Origin of the sequence: Burkholderia sp. Ac-20365, from assembly GCF_017104715.1 — a bacterium.
Classification (GTDB): Bacteria; Pseudomonadota; Gammaproteobacteria; order Burkholderiales; family Burkholderiaceae; genus Paraburkholderia.
The window spans coordinates 103,651-130,263 of record NZ_JAAGPI010000001.1; the positions used below are offsets into that span (position 1 = coordinate 103,651).

Consider the following 26,613-nt stretch of genomic DNA (forward strand, 5'->3'; position numbering starts at 1 on the left):
TTCCCTCAACTCGTACCACCGGCACGGTTCGTGTGATTTGCGCGAATCGCTTTGGCTGTCGTGCTCCGCGCGGCTTTACGCTGATCGAACTCCTTGTCACGCTCGCGATCCTCGGGGTGCTCGCGAGTATGGCGGTACCGGTGGCGCAAGTAATTCGGCAGCACGAGCGGGAGCAGGCGTTGCGAGACGCGCTGCATCAGATCCGCGGCGCGATCGATGCGTATAAGGTGGCGGCGAAAGATGGCCGCGTTTCTGTAGATAGAGGCGTCTCAGGTTACCCGCCGAAGCTGGAGGTGCTCGTCGACGGTGTGAAGGATCAGAGCGATCCGAAGGGCGCAAAGATCTATTTCCTGCGCCGTTTGCCACGCGATCCGATGAACAATGATCCTCAACTCGACGCGGTGGACACCTGGGGCAAGCGCGCGTACGCAAGCGAGCCTGACGATCCGCAGGAGGGCGACGACGTGTACGACGTCTACTCGATGTCGAAAGGCATCGGCCTGAACGGTATTCCCTACCGGAACTGGTGAGGCGGCGATGAGAAATCCAATATGCAAACGGAGCGGCTTCACGCTGATCGAGTTGTTGATCGTGTTGTCGATCATCGCCTTGATGCTCACGGTAGCGCTGCCACAGTATTTCCATTCGATCGATGCGTCGAAGGAAAAGATCCTTGCGGAGAATCTTCGCGTGACTCGAGATGCGATCGACAAGTTCTACGGCGATCTCGGTCGTTATCCCGATTCGCTTGACGAACTCGTCGACAAGCGCTATCTGCGCGCCCCCCCGTTCGATCCGGTCACGGACAGCGCGAGCACCTGGCATATCCTGCCGCCCGACGAGCAATTTCCCGGCAAGGTTTACGACCTTCAGAGCGGCGCCGAAGGCGCGACGCGCGACGGCCGGCCTTTCAATTCGTTATGACGAAGCGGGAGGGGAAAGGGCGACACGGGACACGTCTGACACGGCGTGCGCGTCGAGAGCAACGTGGGTTGGCGTATCTTGCGTTGCTGATTGGCATCGCGATCATCGGCGCTGCGGCTGCAGGAACGATCCAGATCGGGGCACTTTATCAGCGACGTATGGCTGAGAAGGAACTGCTTTATATCGGCGATCAGTTCCAGCGCGCGCTACTCAGTTACGCCGATAACACTCCGGTCGGTCTGCCGAATCAGCCACGTACGCTCGACGAACTCGTGCGCGATCCGCGCTATCCGAATCCGATGCGCCATCTGCGCCGTGTCTACGCTGATCCGATGACCGGAAAGCCTGACTGGGTCTTAATTCTATCGCCGAACGGACAGACGATCGTAGGTATTCACAGCACGTCGCACGAGCATCCGATCCAGCTTCGCCAGTTCCCGGAACGATTTCGGGGCTTCGAGGACAAGCGCAGTTACACGCAATGGGTGTTTATCGCACGACCGCCGCAACTCGGGCCGGGGCAGCGGCCGCCGAATTCGGCAGTCAACGGGATACCGCTGTCAGTGCCGGTGCAGGACGGTTCGCAGCCGGCCCAGCTAGACGGTGACGCCCTGCATGCAGGTACTGGGGAGTCGAGAAATGTGGCGAACTCGGGGAGCGGAGAGTCCTTTAATAGCAATGGTTTTTCGAGTTCCGGAGGATTCTCGAACAACGGTAGCTTTTCGAATAGCACTGGCTTCTCGACGAATGGCGGTTCATCGGCGGGAAGCGGCTGGCCGAACGGAAACGGCTTTTCCAATAGTGGGTTTTCGTCGGGTGACTAGTGAATGCATCGACAGGAACCTCGCGGCTTCCCATTGCATTCGTACGGTTGTCGGCTTGCTCGACGAGTGCGTTCAGCGTAAATCGATGATGCACCATCACAAGGTTAGATAGCTGACCATCCGGATAGCCAGCGCTGCATCGGAGCGCTGAAGAGTACAAGGTTCTGCCCCTGCACCCGCTCAACCTATTTATTCAAAGGGTGTGAGCGATGGCAAGCCACGCCTGTGTGCCATTTGACCAGGATATTGTCTACGGCGTTGGCAAGATGTCTCGTTTTCTGTCCAGCTAGCGCATGCTGCGGCTCGACGTTACGTCTGACGAAACAGGGCGGGAACGCCCGCGAATCCAAATCACCTAGAATAGCCATTGGGTCTGGCTGGCGGCGATGCGAAACCGTCGGACGATACAAGATGACGTAAATGTTTCCGGTTTTCAATCTTGGTGCAAGCCACCCCATATCCGTGTGATGCGTTAGCCTGTACCATCATTCGAATGGGCTGTCTGTCTTGAAGCATGTCAACTGGGAGAGGGCATGAGTTCGCTTTCGACTTCGACACAGAGTCCGCATGATCGGGAGGAACCGCCGGTCGTCTATGTGGTCGATGACGACGAGTCGATGCGTGTCGCCCTTGAGAATTTGCTGCGATCAGCCGGGTTGCGCGTGAAGACCTTCGAATCGTCGAGGGACTTTCTCGCTTTTCCGAAGTGTCACGCGCCCAGTTGCCTGATTCTCGACGTCAGACTTCGCGGCGAAAGTGGCCTCGCTTTCCAGGAGCAGATTGCGAAGAGCCCGGTCCACATCCCGATCGTATTCATAACCGGCCACGGAGACATTCCGATGACAGTCCGGGCCATGAAAGCGGGGGCGGTCGACTTTCTCGCTAAGCCGTTTCGCGACCAGGACATGCTGGATGCCGTCGCTAATGCGTTGGCGCTCGACGCAGAGCGACTGAACACTGAACAATCGATCGCGGCGCTCCGTGTTGCGTATGACTCGCTCACATTGCGTGAGCGGGAAGTCATGGGGTTCGTCGTAGCCGGTCTGATGAACAAACAGATCGCCGCCCAAATGAATCTCAGTGTCATCACTGTGAAGATTCATCGTGGGCACCTCATGAAAAAGATGGCAGCTCGATCCATCGCGGATCTCGTCAGGAAATCGGAATCATTGGGCGTCAAGGCCCAGTCGCCGAAATCGTTTTGAGATCTGCAAGATAGGTAGAGCTATTTCTACCCTTTATCGAGCGGCTAGCGCACGTCGAGCGCAACGCTAAGCCAATACGAGATAGTGTCGGGATCAATTGGCTTTTCGAGTACAGCCAGCGCGCCTTTTGCCAAGGCATTTGCTTTCAGGTCGGCCGACGGGAATGCGGTAATGAAGATGGTCGGCGGGGCGTAGCCGAGCTCGATGATGCGGTCGTGCATCTCTACTCCTGACATGCCGGGCATCATAACGTCGGAGATGAGGCATGACGTCGCAGCGAGCTCGCCGGAGAGCAGGAATTCCTGCGCTGATGCGAACAGGCGTGTATGTCTGCCGAACGAGCGTACAAGACTTCCTGCCGCGAGGCGGGCTGCCTCATCGTCGTCAACGATCGAAACTACCTGAGTAGGGCACAAGATTCGCCTCGATCCACAGGAAAAGGAGTCCACGCGGCAATAACGCCACTGCATACATGCGTCTGTGTCTACGAGACCCAGCGTAATTGTCGTATCAACGACAAGAAATCATACACAGGTATTAGCGCGGATATTTGTGTCGCTTAATCCCGCTTATCGTGTCCCTAATCTGGCACACCCCGTGCCAGTTTAGTGATATGACGAACACATACCTAGGTATGTGTCGTGGCGTTTATCCATTGCAGCGCGTCAGCATGAATGAATCACTACATATCCGGACCCACGCGCGTTCGATCCATGTGTCTCTCGTCGCGGCAGTGAGTGCTCTCCATTGAACGGGGCGCGATGAGAGTTCACGATAACGTTCTATCGTTCCCGTGCGCCCCGACGACCTGCAGCGAATGTTGATTACGCAGGACATACCTAAGTATCGGCGTTCGACGCCTATGTACGTGCGACGCCACCCTTCCGTACTATGGTCTTCGCGCACCCGAGCGTCTATCTTCTGTGTCATAGATGATGCAATCGCGCAGTGCGGTCGCAACACATCTTGATCTGACGGCTGGTTTTGAGGGGAACGCGATGTCCAACACGCTGCACAACTGGATCTTTGTCGGTGTGAACGCATACGATGAGTACACGTTCGTACCATGGCTCAACCGGAACATCTATCGTCGAACCGTGGAGCTGAGCCGCATTTGTTTGCTCTAGCGGGTGCAACGTAAGCCTCGAATGGCTCAAGCATCTATGTGCCAATAGAGGGAGCCGTAAATGGATCACTTGGGTTACTTCCGAATGTGCCATTCAGGTTGCATCGTTATACGTTGATGTGGTCCTGCCGATTTGTTTCGCAAAGAACTACGCAGAGCGTCCCGTTCACGGTGGGAGCGAGGAAAGTATGCTTCGTTAAGGCAAGGAAAGATACGGTGTAAGGGAAAGTATGTGTGCGTCGGCAACGCATCCTTTGACGTTAATGAATTGTGCCGGAGGGACGATTTCTCGGAAGCAGCGTTGTTCCAATTTGCAGCGACTCCGACTGCATTGTTAGGATGCGACACCCAGCGCGCATCATCGGTCGGGAGGAGGGGTGAGATGATATCAGGTACACATTCGACTTCAATCAGGAGCGTCCAGGTTCGGAAGGAGCCCGTGGTTTACGTGGTTGACGATGAGGAGTCGATGCGCATTGCGCTTGGTAATCTGTTTCGGTCCGTCGGACTACGTGTAGAGACATTCGGATCGTCTGGGGACTTTCTCGCTTTCCCGAAGTACGACGCGCCCAGTTGCTTGATTCTCGACGTCCGGTTGCGCGGTGAAAACGGCCTCGTGTTGCAGGAGCTTGTTGCTAAGCGCGGTTTGCGCATGCCGATTGTATTCGTTACTGGCCATGGCGACATTGCGATGACCGTCCAGGCGATGAAAGCGGGGGCAGTCGACTTTTTCTCAAAGCCGTTCCGCGACCAGGAGATGCTGGACGCCGTCGCCAATGCATTGGAGCGCGACGGTGAGCGTCTTGCCGCCGAACAATCGATCGCGGCGCTCCGTGTCGCGTACGACTCGCTCACACCGCGCGAACGAGAAGTTATGGGGTTTGTTGTGGCTGGGCTGATGAACAAGCAGATTGCGTCAAGGGTGAATCTCTGTGAAATCACCGTGAAGATGCATCGTTCTCACCTCATGCGAAAGATGGCCGCGCGAACCCTCGCGGATCTCGTCAAAAAATCAGTGTCGTTGGGCGTCGATGCGCAACACGAGACATCACTTTGAAAGCAGCAAGATTGGACGCACTGTTCTAGCTTCTTGTCGATCCATTGTGCGATGTCCAGGGATGCTGAGCCAATGCGCGGGAACTTCCGGCTAACCTTCGTTCCATTTTGTCTGGCCCCAAATTTAAAAAGATCCCCGCTCTCCGGTTTGATCGGTGACAGCGCAACAATGAAGATTGGTCAGCTGGTCTACAAAGTCATAGACTCCGTTGTACTTGATCGCAGTTTTTCCGTGACACAATTCGAGGCGGCGGCACTGCGAGCCAAGCCGTGAGCGGCTTGGCTCGCAGTGCATTGTGGATTTTGGTCTGACCGGGTTACTCGGAATACTTTCTATGGCGCGGCGATCGTCGAGGTGTATCCTAATGCAATTAGGGCTTCTGTCGTGAGCGGCTGTGGGATATCAGCCTATGACAGGCGGTGGCCTTAAGGCGGAGTGCGCCAGCTGACAACCTGCACGGTTCCATCGCCGATGGGAAATAGCCTCCAGATCTTGTGGGATGATGGCGAGCGCGTCTTCTGTCGCGGGCGGCGGCCGGGCGTAGATAGCCACAACGTCCTGCTCGCACGTCCTGCCGCTGAACGACCTCTGCCGGCTAGCCTTGATCGTCTGGTTCACGAGTATGGCCTGAAGGACGAACTTGAAGATTCGTGGTCAGTGCGTCCGCTTGAGCTCACAACCGAAGAGGGGCGCACGCAGCTGATCCTGGAGGATCCCGGCGGTGAGCCGCTCGCACGGCTACTCGGCGCGCCCATGGAGACGGGTGATTTGTTGCGGCTCGCCGTCGGCATCGCGGCGACGCTAGGCAAGCTTCACCAGCGCGGTCTCGTGCATAAGGATCTCAAGCCTGCGCATATCCTCGTACATTGCGCCGACGAGCAGGTCCGGCTTACCGGATTCGGTCTCACCTCGCGGCTGCCGCGGGAGCGACAGGCGCCCGAACCGCCTGAGACGATCGCTGGAACGCTCGCCTACATGGCGCCCGAGCAGACCGGGAGGATGAATCGATCGATCGATTCGCGCAGCGACCTCTATGCGTTCGGCGTCACGCTTTACGAAATGCTGACTGGCGCGCTGCCTTTCACGGCCGCTGACGCTATGGAATGGGTTCACTGCCACATCGCCAGAAGGCCCACGCCGCCTCGCGTGCTGGTGGAGACGGTCCCAAGCGCGATATCTGACATCGTCATGAAGCTGCTCTCCAAGGCGGCCGAAGAGCGTTACCAGACGGCCGTCGGTGTTGAGCGTGATCTGCAGCATTGCCTCGCCGACTGGCAGCGTCAGCAGCGCATTGATCCCTTCCCACTGGGTGAATACGACACGCCTGACCGGTTGTTGATACCTGAGAAGCTGTATGGGCGGGAGCGCGAGGTCGGCACCCTGGTCGCCACGTTCGATCGGATAGTTAAAAGCGGCGCGCCTGAGCTGGTGCTGGTCTCCGGCTATTCCGGGATCGGCAAATCCTCGGTCGTCAATGAACTGCACAAGGTGCTGGTGCCGCCGCGCGGGCTCTTCGCGTCCGGCAAGTTCGACCAGTACAAGCGCGACATCCCCTATTCGACGCTGGTCCAGGCGTTTCAGAGCCTGGTGCGCCCGCTGCTCGGCAAGCCCGAAACGGAGCTGGCGGGCTGGCGCGACGCCTTGCTGGAAGCGCTGGAGCCCAATGCGCAGCTCTTGACTGACCTGATTCCCGAACTGAAGCTCATCATCGGTGAGCCGCCCCCAGTCCCGGCACTTGACCCGAAACAGGCGCAACGCCGTTTCATGCTCGTGTTCCGGCGTTTCATCAGTGTGTTTGCCCGGGCGGAACATCCGCTTGCACTCTTTCTCGACGACCTGCAGTGGCTCGACTCTTCGACGCTTGACCTGCTCGAAGACCTGCTGACGCACCCGGATCTGCGGCACCTGATGCTGCTCGGCGCCTACCGGGACAACGAGGTCGATGCCACGCATCCGCTGATGGTAAAGCTCCACGCCATCAAGAACGCCGGCGGCCGGATCGATGAAATCACGCTGGCGCCGCTCGCCAAGGCGCATATCGAGCAACTGATCGCGGAAGCGCTTCACTGCGAGCCGGCGCGCATCGCACCACTGGCGCAACTGGTCCATGACAAGACGGGCGGCAATCCGTTCTTCGTCATCCAGTTTCTGCATGCGCTTGCCGAAGAAGATTTGCTCACTTTCGATCATGACGCGGGGCAATGGTGCTGGGATCCCGGTCGCATCCATGCCAAGGGCTACACCGACAACGTCGTGGACCTGATGGTCGGCAAGCTAAGCCGCCTGCCGGCTGGGACGCTGCACGCGTTGGAGAAGCTTGCCTGTCTCGGGAACGTCGCCGGGATCACGACACTGTCGACTGTTCTCGACATTCCGGAGGCGCAGGTCCACGCGGAGTTGTGGGAGGCGATGCGTCAGGAACTGGTCGAGCGGCTGGAGAACTCTTACAGGTTCGTGCACGACCGGGTCCATGAAGCCGCCTATTCACTGATCCCCCACGCGTCGCGTACCGAGGCACATCTGCGGATCGGGCGGCTGCTCGCAAAAGGGACACCCCCTGAAAAGCAGGAGGAGGCGATCTTCGAGATCGTCGGTCAGCTCAATCGCGGCGCCGCGCTGATGACCGAACAAGAGGAACGGGAACAGCTCGCCGGGTTCAACCTGCTCGCTGGCCAGCGAGCCAAGGCGTCGACAGCCTATGCCTCGGCGCTCACCTATCTCGTCACCGGCGCGGAACTATTGAACGACGATTGCTGGGGGCGCCGGCATGAGCTGATGTTTGCGCTGGAACTGAACCGGGCCGAATGCGAATTTCTGACCGGGCAGTTGTCGGTTTCAGACGAGCGGTTGGCAGCGCTTTCGAAGCGCGCCGCGACAACGGTCGAAGAAGCGCTCGTCGCGTGCATGCAAATGGATGTCTACCTGGTCCTCAATCAGATCGGTCGCGCGGTCGATGTTTGTCTCTCCTACCTGCGGCATGTCGGCATCGAGTGGTCTCCGCATCCGAATGACGAGGAAGTGCGACGCGAATACGAGCGCATCGGGACACAGCTTGGGGGCCGGACAATTGAGGCACTCATCGAACTGCCGCTGATGGACGACGCGGCTTCACTCGCGACCGTCGAGGTGCTGAACAAGTGTTTCGCGTCGGCCGTGCAGACGGATATGAACCTGGTTTCGCTGACGATCTGCAAGGGGGTCAGTCTCAGCATCGAGCGAGGCAACTGTGACGCTTCATGCCTGCTCTATGCCAATCTCGGCAGGGTCGCCGGACCGCGTTTCGGTGACTACCAGACCGGATTCCGGTTCGGCCAGCTCGGCTGCGACCTCGTCGAGCGACGTGGGTTAAGACGGTTCAAGGCGGGCACGTATCTTTGCTTCGCGATTTTCGTCACGCCCTGGATGAAACACGTGCGGTCTCACCGTGATCTGATGCGCCGCGCTTTCGAAGCGGCGAACCGGATCGGAGACCTCACGTATGGCGCTTACGCGGCCGATAACCTCAACTCGGCCTTGCTCTTCGCCGGCGAACCGCTGCAAGAGGTGCAAGGCGAAGCCGAGCGTGGCCTCGCGTACGCCGAGAAGGTGCGGTACGGTCTTGTCATTGACCTCATCACCACACAACTCGCGCTGATCCGGATGCTTCGCGGTAACACGCCGACGTTCGGCTGCATGGACGATGGGCAGTTCAATGAACTTCGCACCGAAACCCATCTGTCCAGCAATCCGGCCCAGGTCATCGCTGCGAGTTTCTACTGGATCCGGAAATTGCAGGGGCGCGTTATCGCCGGTGACTATGCGGCGGCCATGGACGCTGCGTCGAAGGCGCAACCGCTGCTCTGGGTCTCTTCCACGTTCTTTGAGGAAGCCGAGTATCACTTTTACGGCGCGCTGGCCCGAGCCGCCTGGTGCGAGTGCGTCGCGGCCGAGGAGCGGCCGCAACACCTGGACGCTGTCGCTGCACATTACCGGCAGCTTCAGATCTGGGTGAAAAACTGCCCCGAGAATTTCGCGGACCGCGCCGCGCTGGTCGGTGCCGAGATCGCGCGGATTGAAGGTCGCGTAGTGGATGCCATGGATTTGTACGAGCAGGCCATCCAGTCGGCGCAGGACAGCGGCTTTCTCCACGGTGAGGCACTCGCCAATGAACTCGCATCCCGCTTTTACGCGGCGCGCGGTTTCGGGAAGATTGCCCGAGTGTATCTGCAAGACGCCCGCTACTGCTATCTGCGTTGGGGAGCTCACGGAAAGGTGCGGCAACTCGAGGAAAGGTATCCATATCTGAGGGCGGAAGAGCTTGCGCCCGGCCCCACCACCACGATTTCAACGCCGGTCGAACACCTTGACCTTGCGACGGTGATCAAGGTGTCGCAGGCCGCCTCCGGCGAGATCGTTCTGGACAGGCTGATCGAAATGGTCATGCGCACAGCGATCGAACAGGCGGGTGCTGAACGAGGCGTGCTGATCCTGTCGGACAGTGGAGAAGAGCGGATCGTGGCGGAAGCAACAACCACCGGCGACACACCGCGTTTGGAGTTGCGCGACGTTCCCGTCAGCGGAGCGATCCTTCCGGAGTCGCTCCTCTATCATGTTCTGCGTACCCGGGAGAACGTCTTTCTAGACGATGCCGCGGCAGGGTCTTCGTTCGCTGCAGATCCTTATATTCGTCAGCAACGTGCCCGTTCGATTCTCTGCTTCCCGTTGACCAATCAGGCGAAGGTCACCGGAGCGCTCTACCTCGAAAACAGCCTTACCGCGCGTGTGTTCAGCCCAGCCCGGATTGCCGTGCTGAAGATGGTGGCGTCGCAGGCGGCGATTTCACTGGAGAACGCCCGTTTGTACCGCAATCTCGCAGAGCGCGAAGCGAAGATCCGGCGCCTCGTCGTCGCGAACATCATCGGGATCATTTTCTGGAATGTCGATGGCGAGATTCTCGAGGCCAATGACGCTTTTCTCCGGATAGTAGGATACGAGCGTGAGGATCTGATCTCGGGCCGTGTGCATTGGAAGGACCTGACACCGCAAGAGTGGCGTGAGCGCGACGAGCGGGCCGTGGCAGAGATTGGAGCGACCGGGCGCGCGCAGCCGTTCGAGAAGGAGTATTTTCGTAGGGACGGGAGCCGGGTTCCCGTGCTGATCGGCGTGGCGAGCTTCGAAGCCGGAGGAGAGGGAGGTGTCGCTTTCGTACTCGATCTGAGCGAGCGCAAGCACGCGGAGCTAAAGGCCCGGGAGAGCGAGCAGCGCTATCGCGAGGTACAGACGGAATTGGCGCACGCGAACCGTGTTGCGACCATGGGGCAGCTCACGGCTTCGATTGCCCACGAAGTGAGCCAGCCGATCGCCGCGACGGTGACCAATGCCCAGGCCGCGCTGCGCTGGCTGCATGCCCAGCCTCCGAACGTCGACGAGCTCGAGTTTGTACTTGGGCGTATTGTCAAGGATACAGGCCGAGCAGGGGACGTGCTCAGCCGGATTCGCAATCTGGTCAGGAAGGTGCCGCCGCGCAAGGAGCCGGTGAACATAAACGAGGCAATCCGCGAGGTGATTGAACTCACACGCGGTGAAGCCACGAAGAGCGGTGCTTCGGTGCAGACGCAACTGTCAGACGGCTTGCCATTCATCGAAGCAGATCGCGTCGAACTGCAACAGGTGCTTCTCAATATGATAATGAACGCGCTAGAAGCGATGAGTGGCGTCAGCGATGGATTGCGACATCTGGTTGTCGGTACAGAGGCGGCCGAGTCGAATTGTGTGCTCGTGACAGTGCGCGATTCTGGGCCGGGTTTTGGCCCGGACGACGTTGAGGAGGCTTTTGCACCCTTCTACACCACGAAGCCCACTGGTCTGGGGATGGGGCTGGCGATCTGTCGTTCGATCATTGAGGGGCATCGTGGCCGGTTATGGGCGAGCGCGAACGTACCCCGCGGCGCGGTCGTTCAATTCACTGTGCCTGCCGCTCTATAAGTGGGCGCGCGAAGGCTATGTACTCAAGCAAAGGCCGGTTTTCAGGGATGCGCGCAACGCGCGTCTGAGTAGTCGAGACGTTCCGTGCACGTTTGTGAGCAAGCAAGTCGACGGGCCTCAGTGTGGTTGAAAGGGCTTCAGCCCCTACGTCATCACGGCAATCTTGGGGCGGGGCGCCGTGAAAAAGGGAAGGCGAGACGAAATTCGGCGGCTGTTCGGCCATTGCGGTCGCTGAGACGATCGCCGGCCAAGGGCCGCTATGAGCTGCCCTGCTGCGCTTGGACGACGGTTACTTCCGTATGACAGCTTTTTGGCCTGCGAAAGGACATCACCCTCCAGCCGCCGTTTGACCCAGCATCCCACCAACGGCGGCTTCCGAGGTGCACCGGCCATACGTGAGACCGTGGTCGCCACTCGAACGCCGTCGACCTTAGTGGTCGCCAACTCGTCTCACTGCTGCGACGATGTCTGCTTCGCGAGGAGTCGCGGTGCTGACACCGCCTGCGTCGCGCTTGAATATGACTTGCTACACCCCTTCAAATTGCGCCGAGGCGCGAAGCGCTGTTCATTTGGGCGTGCGGCGCAACCATCTCAAGTCAGTTCAACTCGTGCTCGCGGGCGCACCGTGGAATAGACATGTTCCCGTGGACCACGACCGATGCGATCTCACATTCGCCTCGCACCTCCCAATAATGCAAGTGATATTCGTGGCCAATGTCGCGCCTCCACGCTACTGCCTCTCCGTCTGTCTGTGCTGGCGAATTGCCACCTGCGTTTTTCCTTAGATGGTGCGTCTGCGCCAAATTTGTCCGCAACACCGTATCTACAATTGCGTCGACGAGGCATCGAATCGCCGTGGCGTCATTCTCCAAGTGAAGAGCGATCATGCTGTCGAAGAATGATGGCCCCAGCCGCCAATCCCGAATCTCCAGTCTCCCTCCGGCGACTTGAGCCATGGCGATGGATAGAACTGTCGTCAGCTGTTCGGTGTTTCGGCAATGACTGGCTTCAACCGCTGCGTCGATTTCGTTCGGCAGACTTGCAAGCCTTCGAACCAATGGAAACAGTTCAGCGAACGCAATCGGAAAACAAATGTCGCCATTAGACCAATTGTCGTGAAACTCCGCCTCCTGCATGATCCCGCGTACGTCGGTCAGAGGCTTTTCGACGTGCTCCTCGACAATGAAATCGCCGAAGATAACGAGATCCTCTGCTTTCAACCATCCGGATCGCTTTGACGCCGCGGCCTTTCCTAGCTCAAGAATCTGCTTTTCCTTCAACTCGTCACTCTCAAGGTGATTGAGGGAGGGGTTGACCGAAAGGTCAGTGAAGGTTGCTTCGCCCACAACAGGAAGGGGTGAAAAAGGCATTTTCTTGAATAATAAATCAAACAACCGATTAACATCCCTAGCCTGATAAACATTTTCCAGGCCTGTAACCTGAAGCATATGTTTGATATCGTTAAGAAGAGGATACAGTCCAGTATTATATAAAGTTTCAGGCAGATCGGCAGCACTGAAAAATCGGTATAACTGTGAATCTAAATTGTCTTTAACGAAAACCAGATCATTGATATATCGCTCAAGCTCGACTACCATCTCATCCCCAGCAAGAGTTGCCATTGGGCAAGCCAATGAGGACACGTCCACATAGACATTTATCGGCATTTCTATTGTTATTTGTTGTTATTTTTTCGCTTGTTCATTGCAGCACGAATGATCTCGGCGGCGAGATCTTCACTCTCATCGAAAAATCCGTCCGGCCAATTTGAAATTGTTCCAAATTCATTAAATCTAAGTGGTTCATAAATCGAACCATCCACACCTTTTTCCACGAAATAAACTGTTGCCAGTTTTGAGACAGAATCGTCTGGCGCAAGCGCCGACAGAAATCTCAACTCGTTGATCATATACTCGCTGTGCGTTTCAATAATGCACTGCTTTCCTAGAATCGCTACAGACAGAAAAAAATCTGCGAGCTTCGTTTGCACTTTCGGGTGTAAATGGAGCTCAGGCTGTTCAAAGATCAGACACGAGCCCGGTTCGACAAGCAATGCTTGAATCAGGATAGGCAATACTTGGCTAACGCCAACGCCAACGTGAGTGAGGTCGTGAAGTGCCGAGGAGTTTGCGGTGGACACGCGCAACTCATGTCCTAGCTTTCCCTGATCGTTGGTATGCAAATGATTTGCTACCCCCATATATTGGAGCCAGTCCGAGACTGCCACCAACAACGATGCTTTAATCGGCGTTGGTGCGGCTAATGTATTTTTGATCGAAGCACTGGGTATGTAAAAAATCTCCGTATCGCGATGGAGATCGAGTACGGCGGCAGTTGATTCTCCTTTTGTACCCACATCGAGTGCGTCGATTGAGCCGCCATATGGATAAATCGGCTTGGGTTCATCCCGAAGTGGCCCGAGGTAGCGAATGCGTTCCGAAAAAAACGAATGAACGTAACTTGCAGAAAAATCCAATTCACCTGGTAGCGGTCCGCCGCTGATCCGCCGCTCGTCTTTCTTTCCGCGCTTCAGCGTTGCGAAAAGAGTAGATTTTACTGTGGGTTCCGCGAAAGCGGTCCATATAGCCTGTCGATAAAAAGTTGGAATAGCAGAGAAGAACGCGTCTAGACCATCGATCGTAAATTCATCATCAATTGTCTCAAATTGGCGGGCCACCCTTTGAGATACCGCGGTGTCGCCGCGCTCATTCGCGAGTCTTTCAATCTGCGCATGCATTATCTTTAGGATAAATCCACACGCTTCTGGATTGGAAAGTAAAAGATCTCGCGCACCGTCCACCGCTTGCTGCGCGGCCTGACCTGTTGCGGTGAAGATTCGATAAATACTTTCGCATTGCGCGTCCACGATGTCGTAAGTAAAGCTCATATACCGTGGAAGAAAATGCTGCAGGTGAACTCCAAGAGCCTTTGGATTCTGAGCCTGCGGCGCACCCCAACGTGGCTTATATGATGTCGGTTGCTCTACTTCGAAGGCAAACGATGCTCTTTCCTGGAGGGAGATTGCGCCGACGCTGACTTTTTCGCGCTTGAAGAAATCATCAAGTTCGCCGCGACGTCGCCGCAGCGAAATCTCGGACTTGGCTGTCCCACTTGGCTCCGCTTTGGGAGTGTAGCGAAGAGTCACTCGATCAAGTTCGGGCTGAAGTTGTGCCACTCCCGACCCCGGCCCGCCTCCAGAAAACTTCATCTCGAAGTGAACGCAATTAGCGCGACTCAGTTGTTCCTCGGAGAAGTAAATATTCCGATGGTTTGAAAGGTAAAGGCTTTCTTCGGGCCGCGGTTGAAGGTCAAAGCCGATGCTGATTTGCGAAGAATCCGCCTTCGCGGAGAGAATATCGCTAAACGTGCCTAAGCGCGTTAATGAACCATTCAGAACAACAGGGCGCCGGAAGACGTTGCTTTGGACCGTTTGTGCGAGAAGAAGCACACTCTGCAAAAGGGTGCTCTTCCCGGAGCTATTTGACCCTGCGAAGACGGTCAGTGGGGTCAATTCGACTGCGGTACGCTGGCCGATAGATTTGAAATTCTCAACGTAAAGATTCTTGAGCATAGGGCGAATTGAGATAATTTTGGTGGACTTCGATCGGTTTTTCTAAATGTCGCGCACCAGCTTGCGCCGAACCACGCAGCAATTTGAGCTTCTAATCACGCTGCCAGAATTCGCAAAACTCCTCGGCATGAGCGCCTTGCGAGCATTGCTTCAAAGATATGACCGTGCTTCTCGTTGCCCACGACTTTTTCTTTAAGAGCGGCGGCGAGAAAGCTCGATTGACGTCTCCTCGAATATAACGACACCGTTGAACGAAACTTTAGCCAACATTTCCACCCTCGGAGTTGTGTTGGGAAAGCTGATTGAACGGATAGGCTGTACGGGTATATTTTTAAGTCGATAGAGGGCTGTACAGAAGGTCGGCAGCGCCGCTCTGCGGCCAGAGGATTGGCCCTGCCGGCTAAGGTGCGCTTGAGTTGCATGACTGTTTACCGGGTCCCAAGCAGACGTTTGGATGACTACGTCGGGTGTTCGGAAGCGGCTGGAATTGGCCCGGGTGCCGACTCATGCAATGTGCATTACAGCTTCGGCCTCCCAAGGCTGTGATCGGGAGCACGCGACCCTTCACAGCCGCTCATTGACTCTGTTACCGAATGGCCGAATTTGGGGTTTAATACGCCTGCGGTGGGCAAACGTCGGCTTGATGTCCCTATCGTTGGCTGACGAATACCGGATGAAGTCGCGATGACGAAGGTGATCGCCTGCCCCGGTTAAGCGCTGGAAAGCGCCCGCGCTGCCCACCTTGTTTCGCTACGAGCGAGTCAGGCCGGGGGGCGCAGTTGGTGTTGCACAGGGACGTCAGGGTCAGTTCTGCATATGTCGACGAATGAGTGAATGGACAGGGGGAAGGGGATATGTCGGAACTCGAGGGCATTGACATTGCGACGTGTGCCACGGTTTGCAAGATCAAGCAGAGGCTAATTGACCCGGTCGCAGCTTTGGCAGATAAACATTGATCTCTGTAAGTCCGTGTGTGAAGCCGCGGCTCACCGGGCCGATCCACGGATAGATGACGCTTTGGTGGATGATTTTGTCGAGGAACACGCACAGCGCATCAAGGACCTATTGACGGCTATTCCTTCCGCGTTTCACCACGTCACATTGAAGACCCAGAGCGGCGAAATCATGCTGTTCGATTTAGGCGTGCCCGAGATGCTTGAAGCGGCCAAAGCCGTGACCGAGACCGAGCCGGAGAAGGTCATTAAATCCTATGGGGCGGTCTGGGTACACACGCGGGCATTGAGCGAACTGCGACCCGAGAGCGCATCTAAGAGTAGGCAAGACCTTCTCCTGAACATCAGGAAAGATGGCGTTGAATATATCGCGCAACTCTACCTAGACGCCGATGACTTCGTTTCACCACTGCTGGAGTGGGCCATTGTGGATGCCTTGGTATTCGACAGGGTGACGGAATTCGCGTCGGCTTGCGCGTTCACAGGCAACTTGCCGGATACGCCCCCTGGTCAGTTGGTGGACGGCCCCCTGCTGCCTGGAACGGGGGCATTTCAGATGGGAGCCAAGCTGCCAAGCTGGTTTTCTGTTTTCGGAGGCGGGATCGCGCAAGCGACTGGGAAACTCGTCGTGGAACTCATCGCGCTCGGCGTAACGTGGGGAATCTCAGATTGGATCACGAGCGGCGATGGCTCGGCCAAGTGGACGCTGTTCACTGGGCTCACTGCCGCACGCTGGGTGTGCGGCGCGATCAAGGCGCGTAGTTCGGAGGGTACCGATATCAAGGGGGCAACGAACTTGCAGATGCTATGGGACATGGGTATTGCCCATGAACGGGTGCCGGCGATGAACGTCGGGCTATTGCGGCACCTGCTCTATAGTCTCGAAGAGCGTGGTGCAGCGTTCAATGGGCGGCGACAATTATCTTGGCCGGTCGTTGACGATTGTTTTGGCCGGTGGTGAGGAGTCGCAGGCGGCGTAGCCGCCGGAGACGACGAGCCACCGGCAGCGCTGTGTCGGCGGGGCTTTAGGATGGGCTGATCGAAGCTTAAAGAAGAAGCGGTCAGCTCATGTCTGGAACCCGCATCACCGACCAACAGGTTCGTCTCTACATGAACAAGCGCAAACATCATTCGCAGGAAGTGGCGGCCGCCAAGACCGGCATCAGCGTGCGTACGGCACGCCGCATCGAACGTGATGCAACCTTGCCATCCCAGAAGCCACGGCATTCGTGGCGGACCCGTCCCGATCCGTTCGCCGAGGTCTGGGATAGCGAAGTCGTGCCGTTGCTGCGCAACGCGCCCCACCTGATGGGCATCACAATCCTGCGCAAACTGCAGGATGATCATCCGGATCGTTATCCCGATAGCATGCGACGTACGCTAGAACGGCGTATTCGCCAGTGGCGGGCTCTTGAGGGCCCCACCCAGGAAGTGTTCTTCCCTCAGGAGCATCAGCCCGGCGTGCGCGGACTGTCGGACTTCACCGATATGAGCAAGCTGTGCGTGACGATCGGCGGCGCCCCGTTTGGCCACCGGCTGTATCACTTCGTGCTGGCGTTCTCACGCTGGGAGTATGCAAACGTAGTCGAGGGTGGTGAGAGTTTCGAAGCCCTCGCGACCGGATTGCAGAACGCGCTATGGCAGGCGGGAGGCTGCCCGCGTGAACATCGCACTGACAGTCTGTCGGCCGCCTTCAGGAATCTGACCGAACAGGAGGACTTCACGACGCGTTACGCAGCTCTGCTCGATCATTACGGCATGGAGGGCACGCGTAACAATCGCGGTCTGGGTCACGAGAACGGGAGTGTGGAGTCCTCGCATCGGTATCTGAAGGATGCTGTCGACCAGGCCTTGATGCTTCGAGGCCATCGCGACTTCGCTGACCGGCCCGCCTACGATGAATTCGTACGTGAGGTGGTAATGCGTCGAAACCGGCGCAACGCCGCTGCGTTTCGCATTGAGCGCGAACAACTGCGGGATCTGCCTGAACGTCGTACCACTGAATTCGTTGAGGACGAAGCACTCGTGACCCGCTGCAGCACATTTACCGTGCGCGGCATCCTCTACAGTGCACCGTCGCGCCTGATCGGCCACCGGCTGAAGGTGCGGATCTATGGTGACCGGCTCGACTGCTATCTGTCTGGCGCACTGGTGCACAGCACCTCACGAGGCACCCGTGCTGCCGACAACCGCCACGCACTTGATTACCGCCACTTCATCGACTCGCTCAGGCGCAAACCTCAGGCGTTCAAGGGGCTCGCGTTTCGTGACGCACTGTTTCCCCGCGAGGCTTACCGTCGAACCTGGGAGCGGCTGGAGGCGCAACTGACGCAACGCCAGGCCTGCAAGATCATGGTAGGCCTGCTTGAACTCGCGGGCCGCCACGGCGTAGAGGCCGTACTCGCTGAGCGGCTCGACGCGTTGTTCGAAGCAGGCGAACTGCCCGATCTGAAGCAGTTGCGCGACGAATTCGCGCCACGCCAAACCTTGTGTCCCGAAGTGGTCGTTCAGATGCCACCTGTCGCAGTCTATGACGCATTGCTCCACAAGGTGGCGGCATGAATGCACCCGCCCATGACAACGGCCGCATGGCCCTGATGCTCAACGAGTTGCGTTTGCCAACAATCGGCAGGTTGTGGCCCGAGTTCGCCGAGCGTTCAGACAAGGAAGGATGGCAGGCCGCGCGCCTGCTCAGCGCGCTGCTCGAGCACGAACTGGCCGAACGTGCCAAACGACGCATCGAGCGGCACCGTGCTGAGTCGCATCTGGATCCGACCAAAACGCTCGCCACCTTCGACTTCGGTATGGTGCCAATGGTCTCGAAAGCACATGTCACGGCGCTGGCAACTGGGGAGTCCTGGCTGGAGAAAGGCGCCACAATTCTCCTGTTCGGGCCGCCTGGCGCCGGCAAGAGTCATCTGGGATCGGCCATCGGCCATGCGTTGATCGACGCCGGTTACCGGGTGCTGTTCACGCGCACCAGTGAACTCGTCCAGAAGTTGCAGGCTGCGCGCCAAAGCCTGCAATTGCCGTCCGCACTTGCGAAGCTCGATCGCTTCGATCTCATCATCCTTGATGATCTGTCGTACGCGCGCAAGGACCAGGCCGAAACCAGCGTGCTGTTCGAACTGATCGCCGAGAGGTATGAGCGCAAAAGCCTTCTGATTACAGCTAACCAGCCCTTCTCGGGCTGGAACGATGTCTTCCCCGACCCCGGCATGACCATCGCCGCTATCGATCGGCTCGTGCATCACTCGACGATCTTCGAACTGAACGTTGAGAGCTATCGCCGCCGTAAGGCCAGCGACAAACAGAGCGTGCGCCGACGACAATTACCCAGCGACAACTACGAAGAAGGAGCGACAACTATGGCCTCTTAACCAGCGACAACTACACCCGTCGACCGGCCAAGATAGTTGTCGCTGACCGGCCGTGCTGCTTGACGCCGTCTAGTTCAATCCCGCTGTGTATTCGATCCTAGACAAGCGGGCGCGACGCGAAGCTAGTTTCAGGTGATGCGTGCGACCGCCTGACCACCTGCGAGCCGTTGATCGTCAGTTGCTGCAAATCATCGGGGGAGCGTGAGCGCGGTAGGTTGATTCTGATCGATCAACGCGTGTAAGTCCGTTGTCTAGGGTGAAGCCGTCATCCAAAGGCCCAGTCGCCGGCCGACGCGAACGGCGCTTCATGGCCGAGAGCACCAGTTCCGCGCGCGTCCCACAGAGCTGACGTTCGAGTCTCAACGACAACTTTCATGCGACGTGGATGTACGCGTACTCCCGGCCAGTATCTGCCGTTCAGCGTGCGGAGAAGCCTGCCATTGGAACGGATGTGTTACTCCGGAACCTGACGTACGAGCTATGCGCAGAATTCGGCCAAAGCCGACGCTCGCCGATCAGCCGCGGTGCGGCGGCTGAAGGTTGCTTCACTGACATTCGGAAGCCCGTGCTGACGAATGTCCCCTCTCTCTATCGGCGAATGATCCTTCACGTGACCTATAGCGACCCTTGGCCCCAAAGACCGCAATCGCTAAGTAGCTCGGAATTCGAATCTCTCATGTGCGCGGAGCGCACCGGCCATTGCAATGACAACTTTGCATGTCACACGTGTGACGACAACTATTGGCCGAAGCGGAAGCAGTCGCACGACATTGAATCAAGCGCGAGCGCATTGGGGTTATCGGATTAGGAGTTCCAATTCGCGCGGCCCGCAACGATGAATCTGCCCTCGGTGGGCCTTAATTTGGAGAACATGAGCCTTACTGGATAAGGGTTTGCCGGTTTCGTACGTATTCTGTACGTATTTCGGAGCCGGTGCGGTCTATTCGTACGTATTCTTCGGAAGCGCCAAGGCACCGTGCCGGGGGCGCAAAAAAGCCAGCCCGGAGTCTACCTCAGTGGACTGACGCTGTAACAGAAGTGTCATTTTAGACGCACACGCCAGAAATTGCGCTTGCGCTACCGGCGTTCCTTCCTGCGGCGGATGCGTGGTCCGGTGGTCTTGCGGATGGGACCGTTCGAATTCGTGCCAGATGCTGGGACCGCGCCAGATGCGCGCCGCTACGCGAAGGCGTGCCTAGTCTCCCAAAAAGATGGCCTGGCACATTGGGGCCAAAGCAGCAGATAATATTCACGAACAACACATGCATTCTTGCGGGGCACCACCGATGGATAACCAAGTAGTCAAGTTCGTGCGGCAGAAGGACTTCGTGCTGGAGAAACGCCTTGGGCAAGGCGCAACGGGTAATACCGTCCTACTCCACGATCCGGTTATCAACGAACGCTTTGCCTGCAAAAAATATGAACCCGCGAATCCAGCACATGCTTCGCAATATTTTGACGCGTTTGTCAGAGAGATAAAACTTCTCCACCTCATAAATCACCCGAATATTGTGCGGGTGTTTAACTACTATCTCTTTCCCAAGCAGAATACGGGTTATATTCTGATGGAATATGTGAGCGGCATGGATATTGGCACCCACACATTGATTTCATCGGATGGCATCAACGATATCTTCACGCAAACCGTAGACGGCTTCGCCTATCTTGAGAAAAATGGAATATTGCATCGTGATATTCGCGAAAGCAACATTCTTGTCACGACTGATAATGTTGTTAAAATTATCGATTTTGGATTTGGCAAACAAACGGCACCGGATAGTAGCTACAACAAAAGCATTTCCCTGAATTGGTGGTGCGACTTGCCTGCCGAGTTCAAAAATTCGATCTATGATTTCCGCACCGAAGTCTATTTTGTCGGGAAGCTGTTCGAGAAAGTCATAAATGAACTGCAAGTAGAATCTTTCAAACACAGCGATCTTCTAGAACGCATGTGCCGAATCGAACCGGATGGACGAATCGGTTCATTCGCTGAAGCGAAAAGTGCAATCCTTGACACCGATTTTGGTACTGATTTCACAGATGACGAGCGGCGAACCTATCGGCAGTTCGCGGACAGTTTATCTAATCTGCTTCGATCTATTGAAAACGATGCCAAGTACAATTCCTCAGCTTCGGTCATATCGACCAAGCTTGAAGAAATTTATCGCAGGGTCATGCTTGAAGATTTCATACCCGATCCAACAGTAGTCTCAAGCTGCTTCATTAATGGGGCGTACAGATATGGTACCAACGCATATTTCGAAGTCGATGTTTTGAAGAGCTTTATAGCCCTTCTCAGAAAAACTTCGCGCGAAAAGCAAGAAATCATAATCGCGAATTTGCACAGCCGACTTGATGCAAAGCCGCGCCATACGGTAGAGGCGCCAGAAATGGATGACGATATCCCGTTTTAGCGCCCCGTCATCTTCCTATGCTCTTTTAAACTGTTGACGCGGCCGGCCAGAGATTCGAGAAGAAAATCAAAAGTGCGTATTTCGATCTTCGCATCGCGCCCCATCTGCCGACGAAGCCGCCGCGTGTCGTCTGATTCGGTGGCGCGTCGCCCCATGATAATCAGCCCTTCCACGTCCGGATGGATATCAGTGAGGCCCAGCCCGTCTTCGCCTCTGTCGCGCGCAGCGTAGTTCTGGTTCGCCGTAAGCCACATGCGCCAGTCCTGTATCTGGCGGATGGCGTGTGTTAACTGGGCGGTCGGATTCCCGGCCTTCGTGAACATCTTTGCCAACGGGCTTTCAAGCTCCACTGCTTGCCAGCGGAATCCCATCGAATCCCGCTGTCCGATCATAAAATCCGTCACATGCTGAGCGCCCAAGCGCTGCTTAGGGATGACCCAGCGGCCATGTCCCCCGCCAAGGTGTTGAATGAGGTATTTGGGGTTTGCCTGAAGGAACTGCTGGATATCTTCTTCCCGGTTCGCCGTGTCTAGTGCGTTACGCAACGCGTCAACGTCGGATTCGTCCACAGCATCCCAGAAACTATGGAAGTCGCGAAGAGGGTCACGCGCGTGCATCTCTTCCCAAACCTCGGAAGCGGGCCTTAGCTTCATCGAAATACCCCGAGTGGAGCCCTACGGGCGCAGTATTACTTCTTGCTCTGAGGCGTACTGCCTGTTTGCGGCTGCGATGCAGGTTGCTTCGAAGTACCTTGATTTACTGGCTGCAATTTCCCTCCAGTGACACCTCTTTCAACCCGCTGCATCTTCGTGCCGATTGCCGCGTCTTGGGCAAAGGCCACGTTTCCAACCTTCTCGTTTTTGTTCGCCATGTTGGCACCGTTCAAGTTGACTGATACAAAAAGAATCGTCAGTGACAGCCCGATTCCAAACGCTACAGCGTATATCCACCCGTTCAAATGCTTAGCAACCAGATCGATTGTCTTGCACTCGTCCAAGGCATCTTCTTCGTGCTTATCGTAGTAGCGATGCGCACGGTCAAGCTGAAGTTCAAGCACTATCTGGCTGACAACGTACGAGAATATAACCAGCACCATCGCGGCACCCAAAGCGATCCATGAGCCATACAGCGCCCAAGATAGCTTGGCTTCCCGAATCGGAATGAAATCCTTGAGGAACCCTAGCGACAAGGCCAGCCCCGCACCGGAGTACGTCAGGACTGATTTATCAAGGTTCTCCGCGTTCGAGATATGCCGCTTTCTTAGGTCGTCACGTTCTCGTTCGTGGACCCGCGTACGTTCCTTCGCGTGCTTTTCGGTGGACGACTCGCGAATTTCGCCCCGTACCCGTCGCGTTGCCAAGCTCGAATCTACTTCTTCTCGCTACCGGATTTGCCGCCGCCATTTCCATTGCCATTCCCTTTCGGGATAGGTTGCATACGCTGGCCAGTGACGCCAGCCGTTGCCTTGCTACCAGGTGTAACGATTGTTGGCCCAGATTCCGGCTTTGCGATACCGCCGGGGAGTCGGCCAATCGGCAAAGGAGAGGTAAAACCCGGCTTTTTGATAGGCATTTTGGATCGAGTGTAGTTTTTACGAGCCTACTTTACCAGAACGGCGGTCGGGGGAGCTAGTATGGCGGTTCACAACCGAAGACCCACATGAAAAAGGTCGAAATTGCCGATTTCGTGATTCGTCTCTTGACGCTCGCGGCACTTGTCTGCGGCGGCGTTTGGGCGTGGTATCAATACACTGAAAGCGGTTCGACAGACTGGCAAAACAACATCACGCTCAAAACGGAAGTGCTGCCATATCACGACGATTTCCGGCTACTCGTTGTGCATATTCAGTCTAAGAACCCGCGTCCAAGCAAGTTCGAACTTCAAAGCGCCCAGCACGATTCATTCGAACTACGCGTGCGTCGGCTCGCGCCCGATGCCGTGGAGGGTAAAGCATTCCATGAAGACGAAGGCGACATCATCGCGCGCGCAGACCTTCTGAAACTGGCTGGGGGCGATTACGAGTTTTTGCCACAGGCCGAAATGGACGACATGCAAGCCGTTGTTGTGAAGGCAAACACTTAGGTTTCGATAATCGCCGAAATGAAGATTCACACAGGCACGCATGACGCACACGGTCAGCCCGATATTGACGAAAACTCAACGTCCGCGGTTGTGTACATCCCGAAATGAACCGACGTTGTGACGTTCTTTAACTCCCGCCAACGAAAACATCAAGCTGCGGTTTCTGATGCGATCACTGATGACGCCTCGTTGGGCCACGGCGCCCGGATGGATTTGCTGGCTGGGTTGAGTGGTTCGACTGCTTGTGATGTGCTTCGATTCGAGCGATATGTTTCTCCAACATTTCTTTCGCAAACGACAGTGAGCGTTCGATACGAGACGTCAACGTGCCCCAAGCCGCATAGGGTGGCGGGCACAGCTTCTCCAGATCAAACCGCTGAATGCACACTAACGCAAACGTAAGGCTCCTTTCACTAAGGTGGAGCATCTGATTGAAGATGTTCAATGGCAACTGACCTTCCCTCTGCCACCAGTTCGTCACGAAGCTCTCCAGCGCATGGAGCGAATCATAGAAGGCGATAAGTGCAGTCGCGTCGTCGCCGGACAGTTCACGGAATTGTGGGGCGCTCGGATACAGTACGGGCATTTCCGGAAGGAAATCGGCCTGAAGGTCGTTCGGTTTGGCCTTGTTCTCGACCGAAATATACTCGTCTACTGCGGCCATGTAGTTCGGGCACGCTCGCTCGTGAATATACAGAACCCGCTGGATGGTGCGGTTTAGTTCTGCCGCGAAGTATCGCCGCGCGTCGGATTCAGTCCGCGCTTTTTCCTCGGCCTTGGAGCGTCGCGCGTTCAGCTCGTTTATCCAAGCCCCCAACAGGGAAGCCCCCGCTCCAAACAAAGCTCCTGAAATTATCGCGAGCTTCGTTGGAAGAGCAACGATTCCGACCATAAAGAGCAGCACGGCCAACCCCATATGCGGATTTTTTCGAACGAAGTTCCATGCCAATTTCGGAAGCGGCCCAAACTCATCCATTACTAACTCGCTCGTCAAAAATAGTTGGAATAGATTCCCATGCCATTACTCGATTCCCGGTACGGTTAGCGGGCTTTCGGGACAGTCAGCGGGCAAGGCCAACCGCCAGCCGATCAGTCACAGCTAGGGTTGCCAGGGAAGTAACAAAGGCGCTGTTTTAAAGCGCCCAAATCGTCTCATTGGGCGAAGCGTACGGCGGTCTTCGAAGCGAAATTGTACGACAACCGGATTTGCTGATCTTCCCTCATGCGGTGTTCCACTCGCCAATGAATCGCTCTATTATCGTCTCCGCAGTAAATGCGTCTGATGCCAGCACAGAATCCAGGCAACTGAAACGCATAGACGATCAGGTTGTTCATCTCGATGTTGGACGTTTACGGAAGCCGCACATGAGCGAACCGCAGTCAGAAAAGCACGACCCTACCTGGTCTCAAATTACCGAGGAAGGACAGAAAATAAGGTTCGAGTGGTATGAAAGCAGGCACGGAATGCTGCTTGATTTAACGCAACGCCAAGTGGAAAGCATCAGCAAATTCCTGCTTTTAATAAATTCGGGAGGTGCGGCTGCCGTCTTAGCCGCCTTAGCGCAAAAGCCGGAACTGCATCTTCAATGGACGTTATTTTTTTATGTGGTCGGCATCGTTGCCACGGGTTTGGCACTCGCCGCCACATACTATCGGTTCATGTTCACTGTTGACCGACTGACAGAGTCATTCTCCGATCACATCGATGATAAAACCGGATGGAACGGACTTATGGCTCAGATTGACGAAAAATCCTGGAAGCGATGGCCGCGCTACATCGCGAAATGCACAGACGCACTTTATTGGCTGTCTTTTGTTCTTTTCATCATCGGCTCGGTGAAAGGTTGGTTGATACTGCCGCATTGACCCAATCTAAATCAGAGCAAAGATCGCGTCTCATTGTCAGCAACGTCCTTCGGTTTGCGCGGCGGCAGCGGAAACGGCTCTGCGTGCATCGCCTCGACCGGATACAGTCGCAGGAAGGACCGAGCCTCGTCTATCGAACTGCACGACAGCCAATCACCATACTCCGTAGGCGGCACGATTACGACGGAGCGCTTTTCGTCGCCAGGCTTGTGGAATCGCTTCATCAGCGGATGCTCGTCAGAGTTGACCGTCAACATCGTGAACGCGAGCGACGGCGAGCCGTCCATTTCCTTCCACTGACGCCACAGCCCAGCGATTGCGAGCGGCGCACCATCCGCCATACCGATCTTCCACCGTACCGCCTTCCCTGTCTCGTAATTCGGCTCAAAAAACATCTGGCACGGAATCAGGCAGAGTTGCAGGTTCTTCCAAGCACCGCTGAAGCTGCGTTTCTGCTCGACCGACTCCGACCGCGCATTCATCGTGTCGAAAACCTTCACGCCTGGCGGGATGTGTCGGCGCGGCACGATGCCGAACGACGCAGGAACCGTTTCGAATGCTTCACCGCCGCGTCGGAAGATCGGCGCGAAATAGTCTTTGTAGATTTCGGGTTTGTAGTCGAAGTCCGGGCGCGGGAACAGGCTGAACGTGTCCCAGCGGGCATCGTTCGGATTCGCTTCGTATGACGTGCACATCGCAGCCTCCTTGAGACGCCATCTTAGCCCGCCGCACTTGCGAATAGCGATCCGCTAAACTACTGTATATTTATACAGCATTAGCTCACTATGTCACATCTGACAAATCCCTACGGAAGCACGCATCCGTGTTGCGAATGCGAGCATTGGGGAGGCCCCGTGTACGGGACCAATCACGCTGTATGCCTCCGGGACTGCCGCGTAGCCATTCAGGCAGACGCGAAGCGAGGCTGTGTTTTTTGGGTGCGGTCTGTTGGCTCTGACGATGAACCGACACAGGGCGGGAATGACCGCCGTTGGAAATGATGCTCACTTTTTATGCACGACGCATAAGCGCGGTGAGACAATGACGACGGCGCGAGGTTGACATGTACCTTATGCTCAGGATTACTTGATTAAATAAATCTAACGCTCTCGACCTGAACGCGGCCTGACTGTAAGGACATTGTATTGATCGACGCGAGTCCGAAGGCTTCGGCGTCAAAGGCTAATGGCCACTGACGACGCTTCGCGCGCCGAGGCGAGCCAACTCGGCCCACCCGCATACCGAAT

Annotated in this window: 19 protein-coding genes; 12 read left to right on the top strand and 7 right to left on the bottom strand. The window is 56.4% G+C overall.

All coding sequences use genetic code 11. The features are described from left to right. Positions 1 to 32 precede the first annotated feature (32 nt). The 4 genes from G3O01_RS00415 to G3O01_RS00430 all read left to right on the top strand — a co-directional run bounded on the left by G3O01_RS00415 (position 33) and on the right by G3O01_RS00430 (position 2,953). Positions 33 to 530: a type II secretion system protein gene (locus G3O01_RS00415; RefSeq protein WP_346779144.1), complete on the top strand. Its 498-nt coding sequence runs from the start codon at positions 33 to 35 to the stop codon at positions 528 to 530. A 7-nt stretch (positions 531 to 537) separates the two neighbouring features. Then, positions 538 to 924 carry a type II secretion system protein gene (locus G3O01_RS00420; RefSeq protein ID WP_205802467.1) on the top strand — a complete coding sequence of 129 codons (387 nt, stop codon included), beginning with the start codon at positions 538 to 540 and terminating at the stop codon, positions 922 to 924. Between the two features lie 68 nt (positions 925 to 992). Further along, on the top strand, positions 993 to 1,748 hold the full coding sequence (locus G3O01_RS00425; protein ID WP_205802468.1) for a hypothetical protein: 756 nt from the start codon (positions 993 to 995) through the stop codon (positions 1,746 to 1,748). Between the two features lie 533 nt (positions 1,749 to 2,281). Then, positions 2,282 to 2,953 carry a response regulator transcription factor gene (locus G3O01_RS00430; RefSeq protein ID WP_205802469.1) on the top strand — a complete coding sequence of 224 codons (672 nt, stop codon included), beginning with the start codon at positions 2,282 to 2,284 and terminating at the stop codon, positions 2,951 to 2,953. A 44-nt stretch (positions 2,954 to 2,997) separates the two neighbouring features. On the opposite strand, the gene G3O01_RS00435 is transcribed toward G3O01_RS00430, so the two are convergent. Then, positions 2,998 to 3,423: a response regulator gene (locus G3O01_RS00435; protein ID WP_346779134.1), complete on the bottom strand. Its 426-nt coding sequence runs from the start codon at positions 3,421 to 3,423 to the stop codon at positions 2,998 to 3,000. A gap of 1,038 nt (positions 3,424 to 4,461) precedes the next feature. Between G3O01_RS00435 and G3O01_RS00440 the strand changes: the two genes are divergently transcribed. Together G3O01_RS00440 and G3O01_RS00445 are read left to right on the top strand one after the other, a co-directional pair. Beyond that, positions 4,462 to 5,136, top strand: coding sequence for a response regulator (locus G3O01_RS00440; protein ID WP_205802471.1), 675 nt, complete (start codon positions 4,462 to 4,464; stop codon positions 5,134 to 5,136). Positions 5,137 to 5,607: 471 nt separating this feature from the next. After that, on the top strand, positions 5,608 to 11,100 hold the full coding sequence (locus G3O01_RS00445) for an AAA family ATPase (RefSeq protein WP_205802472.1): 5,493 nt from the start codon (positions 5,608 to 5,610) through the stop codon (positions 11,098 to 11,100). Positions 11,101 to 11,696: 596 nt separating this feature from the next. On the opposite strand, the gene G3O01_RS00450 is transcribed toward G3O01_RS00445, so the two are convergent. Further along, positions 11,697 to 12,722, bottom strand: coding sequence for a hypothetical protein (locus G3O01_RS00450; protein WP_205802473.1), 1,026 nt, complete (start codon positions 12,720 to 12,722; stop codon positions 11,697 to 11,699). A 53-nt stretch (positions 12,723 to 12,775) separates the two neighbouring features. Beyond that, positions 12,776 to 14,671 (bottom strand): DUF3696 domain-containing protein, encoded by a 1,896-nt coding sequence (locus tag G3O01_RS00455; protein ID WP_205802474.1) that lies wholly within the window; start codon positions 14,669 to 14,671, stop codon positions 12,776 to 12,778. A 921-nt stretch (positions 14,672 to 15,592) separates the two neighbouring features. Here G3O01_RS00455 and G3O01_RS00460 point away from each other — a divergent pair. The 4 genes from G3O01_RS00460 (at position 15,593) to G3O01_RS00475 (ending at position 21,418) form a co-directional block, all read left to right on the top strand. Next, positions 15,593 to 16,585, top strand: a complete 993-nt coding sequence (locus G3O01_RS00460; RefSeq protein ID WP_205802475.1) for a hypothetical protein — start codon at positions 15,593 to 15,595, stop codon at positions 16,583 to 16,585. A gap of 107 nt (positions 16,586 to 16,692) precedes the next feature. Beyond that, positions 16,693 to 18,186: an IS21 family transposase gene (istA, locus tag G3O01_RS00465; RefSeq protein WP_180728588.1), complete on the top strand. Its 1,494-nt coding sequence runs from the start codon at positions 16,693 to 16,695 to the stop codon at positions 18,184 to 18,186. Next, positions 18,183 to 19,004, top strand: a complete 822-nt coding sequence (gene istB / locus G3O01_RS00470; RefSeq protein ID WP_180728587.1) for an IS21-like element helper ATPase IstB — start codon at positions 18,183 to 18,185, stop codon at positions 19,002 to 19,004. Before istA ends, istB begins: the two co-directional genes overlap by 4 nt. 1,286 nt (positions 19,005 to 20,290) lie before the next feature. After that, positions 20,291 to 21,418, top strand: a complete 1,128-nt coding sequence (locus tag G3O01_RS00475; protein WP_205802476.1) for a protein kinase family protein — start codon at positions 20,291 to 20,293, stop codon at positions 21,416 to 21,418. On the opposite strand, the gene G3O01_RS00480 is transcribed toward G3O01_RS00475, so the two are convergent. Together G3O01_RS00480 and G3O01_RS00485 are read right to left on the bottom strand one after the other, a co-directional pair. After that, a complete protein-coding gene (locus tag G3O01_RS00480; protein ID WP_205802477.1) occupies positions 21,415 to 22,071 on the bottom strand; it encodes a Shedu anti-phage system protein SduA domain-containing protein in 657 nt (218 codons plus the stop codon). The genes G3O01_RS00475 and G3O01_RS00480 overlap by 4 nt on opposite strands. Before the next feature lie 35 nt (positions 22,072 to 22,106). Then, on the bottom strand, positions 22,107 to 22,778 hold the full coding sequence (locus tag G3O01_RS00485) for a hypothetical protein (RefSeq protein WP_241023532.1): 672 nt from the start codon (positions 22,776 to 22,778) through the stop codon (positions 22,107 to 22,109). Between the two features lie 299 nt (positions 22,779 to 23,077). On the opposite strand from G3O01_RS00485, the gene G3O01_RS00490 reads away from it, so the two are divergent. Then, positions 23,078 to 23,500: a hypothetical protein gene (locus G3O01_RS00490; protein WP_205802478.1), complete on the top strand. Its 423-nt coding sequence runs from the start codon at positions 23,078 to 23,080 to the stop codon at positions 23,498 to 23,500. Between the two features lie 172 nt (positions 23,501 to 23,672). On the opposite strand, the gene G3O01_RS00495 is transcribed toward G3O01_RS00490, so the two are convergent. Further along, entirely contained in the window at positions 23,673 to 24,476 is an 804-nt protein-coding gene (locus tag G3O01_RS00495) for a hypothetical protein (protein ID WP_205802479.1), read from the bottom strand. 230 nt (positions 24,477 to 24,706) lie between these two features. Here G3O01_RS00495 and G3O01_RS00500 point away from each other — a divergent pair, with 230 nt between their 5' ends. After that, positions 24,707 to 25,366 carry a hypothetical protein gene (locus tag G3O01_RS00500; RefSeq protein WP_205802480.1) on the top strand — a complete coding sequence of 220 codons (660 nt, stop codon included), beginning with the start codon at positions 24,707 to 24,709 and terminating at the stop codon, positions 25,364 to 25,366. Positions 25,367 to 25,377: 11 nt separating this feature from the next. Here G3O01_RS00500 and G3O01_RS00505 read toward each other — a convergent pair whose 3' ends face one another. Then, positions 25,378 to 26,061: an SOS response-associated peptidase family protein gene (locus G3O01_RS00505; protein WP_205802481.1), complete on the bottom strand. Its 684-nt coding sequence runs from the start codon at positions 26,059 to 26,061 to the stop codon at positions 25,378 to 25,380. Positions 26,062 to 26,613 lie beyond the last annotated feature (552 nt).

Coding starts and splice junctions, on each gene's coding strand:
- G3O01_RS00455 (WP_205802474.1), bottom strand. CDS start 14,671: ATGCTCAAGAATCTTTACGTTGAGAATTTCAAATCTATCGGCCAGCGT.
- G3O01_RS00450 (WP_205802473.1), bottom strand. CDS start 12,722: ATGGCAACTCTTGCTGGGGATGAGATGGTAGTCGAGCTTGAGCGATAT.
- G3O01_RS00505 (WP_205802481.1), bottom strand. CDS start 26,061: ATGTGCACGTCATACGAAGCGAATCCGAACGATGCCCGCTGGGACACG.
- G3O01_RS00480 (WP_205802477.1), bottom strand. CDS start 22,071: ATGAAGCTAAGGCCCGCTTCCGAGGTTTGGGAAGAGATGCACGCGCGT.
- G3O01_RS00420 (WP_205802467.1), top strand. CDS start 538: ATGAGAAATCCAATATGCAAACGGAGCGGCTTCACGCTGATCGAGTTG.
- istA (WP_180728588.1), top strand. CDS start 16,693: ATGTCTGGAACCCGCATCACCGACCAACAGGTTCGTCTCTACATGAAC.
- G3O01_RS00445 (WP_205802472.1), top strand. CDS start 5,608: ATGGGAAATAGCCTCCAGATCTTGTGGGATGATGGCGAGCGCGTCTTC.
- G3O01_RS00475 (WP_205802476.1), top strand. CDS start 20,291: ATGGATAACCAAGTAGTCAAGTTCGTGCGGCAGAAGGACTTCGTGCTG.
- G3O01_RS00430 (WP_205802469.1), top strand. CDS start 2,282: ATGAGTTCGCTTTCGACTTCGACACAGAGTCCGCATGATCGGGAGGAA.
- G3O01_RS00435 (WP_346779134.1), bottom strand. CDS start 3,423: ATGCAGTGGCGTTATTGCCGCGTGGACTCCTTTTCCTGTGGATCGAGG.
- G3O01_RS00495 (WP_205802479.1), bottom strand. CDS start 24,476: ATGGATGAGTTTGGGCCGCTTCCGAAATTGGCATGGAACTTCGTTCGA.
- istB (WP_180728587.1), top strand. CDS start 18,183: ATGAATGCACCCGCCCATGACAACGGCCGCATGGCCCTGATGCTCAAC.
- G3O01_RS00490 (WP_205802478.1), top strand. CDS start 23,078: ATGAAAAAGGTCGAAATTGCCGATTTCGTGATTCGTCTCTTGACGCTC.
- G3O01_RS00440 (WP_205802471.1), top strand. CDS start 4,462: ATGATATCAGGTACACATTCGACTTCAATCAGGAGCGTCCAGGTTCGG.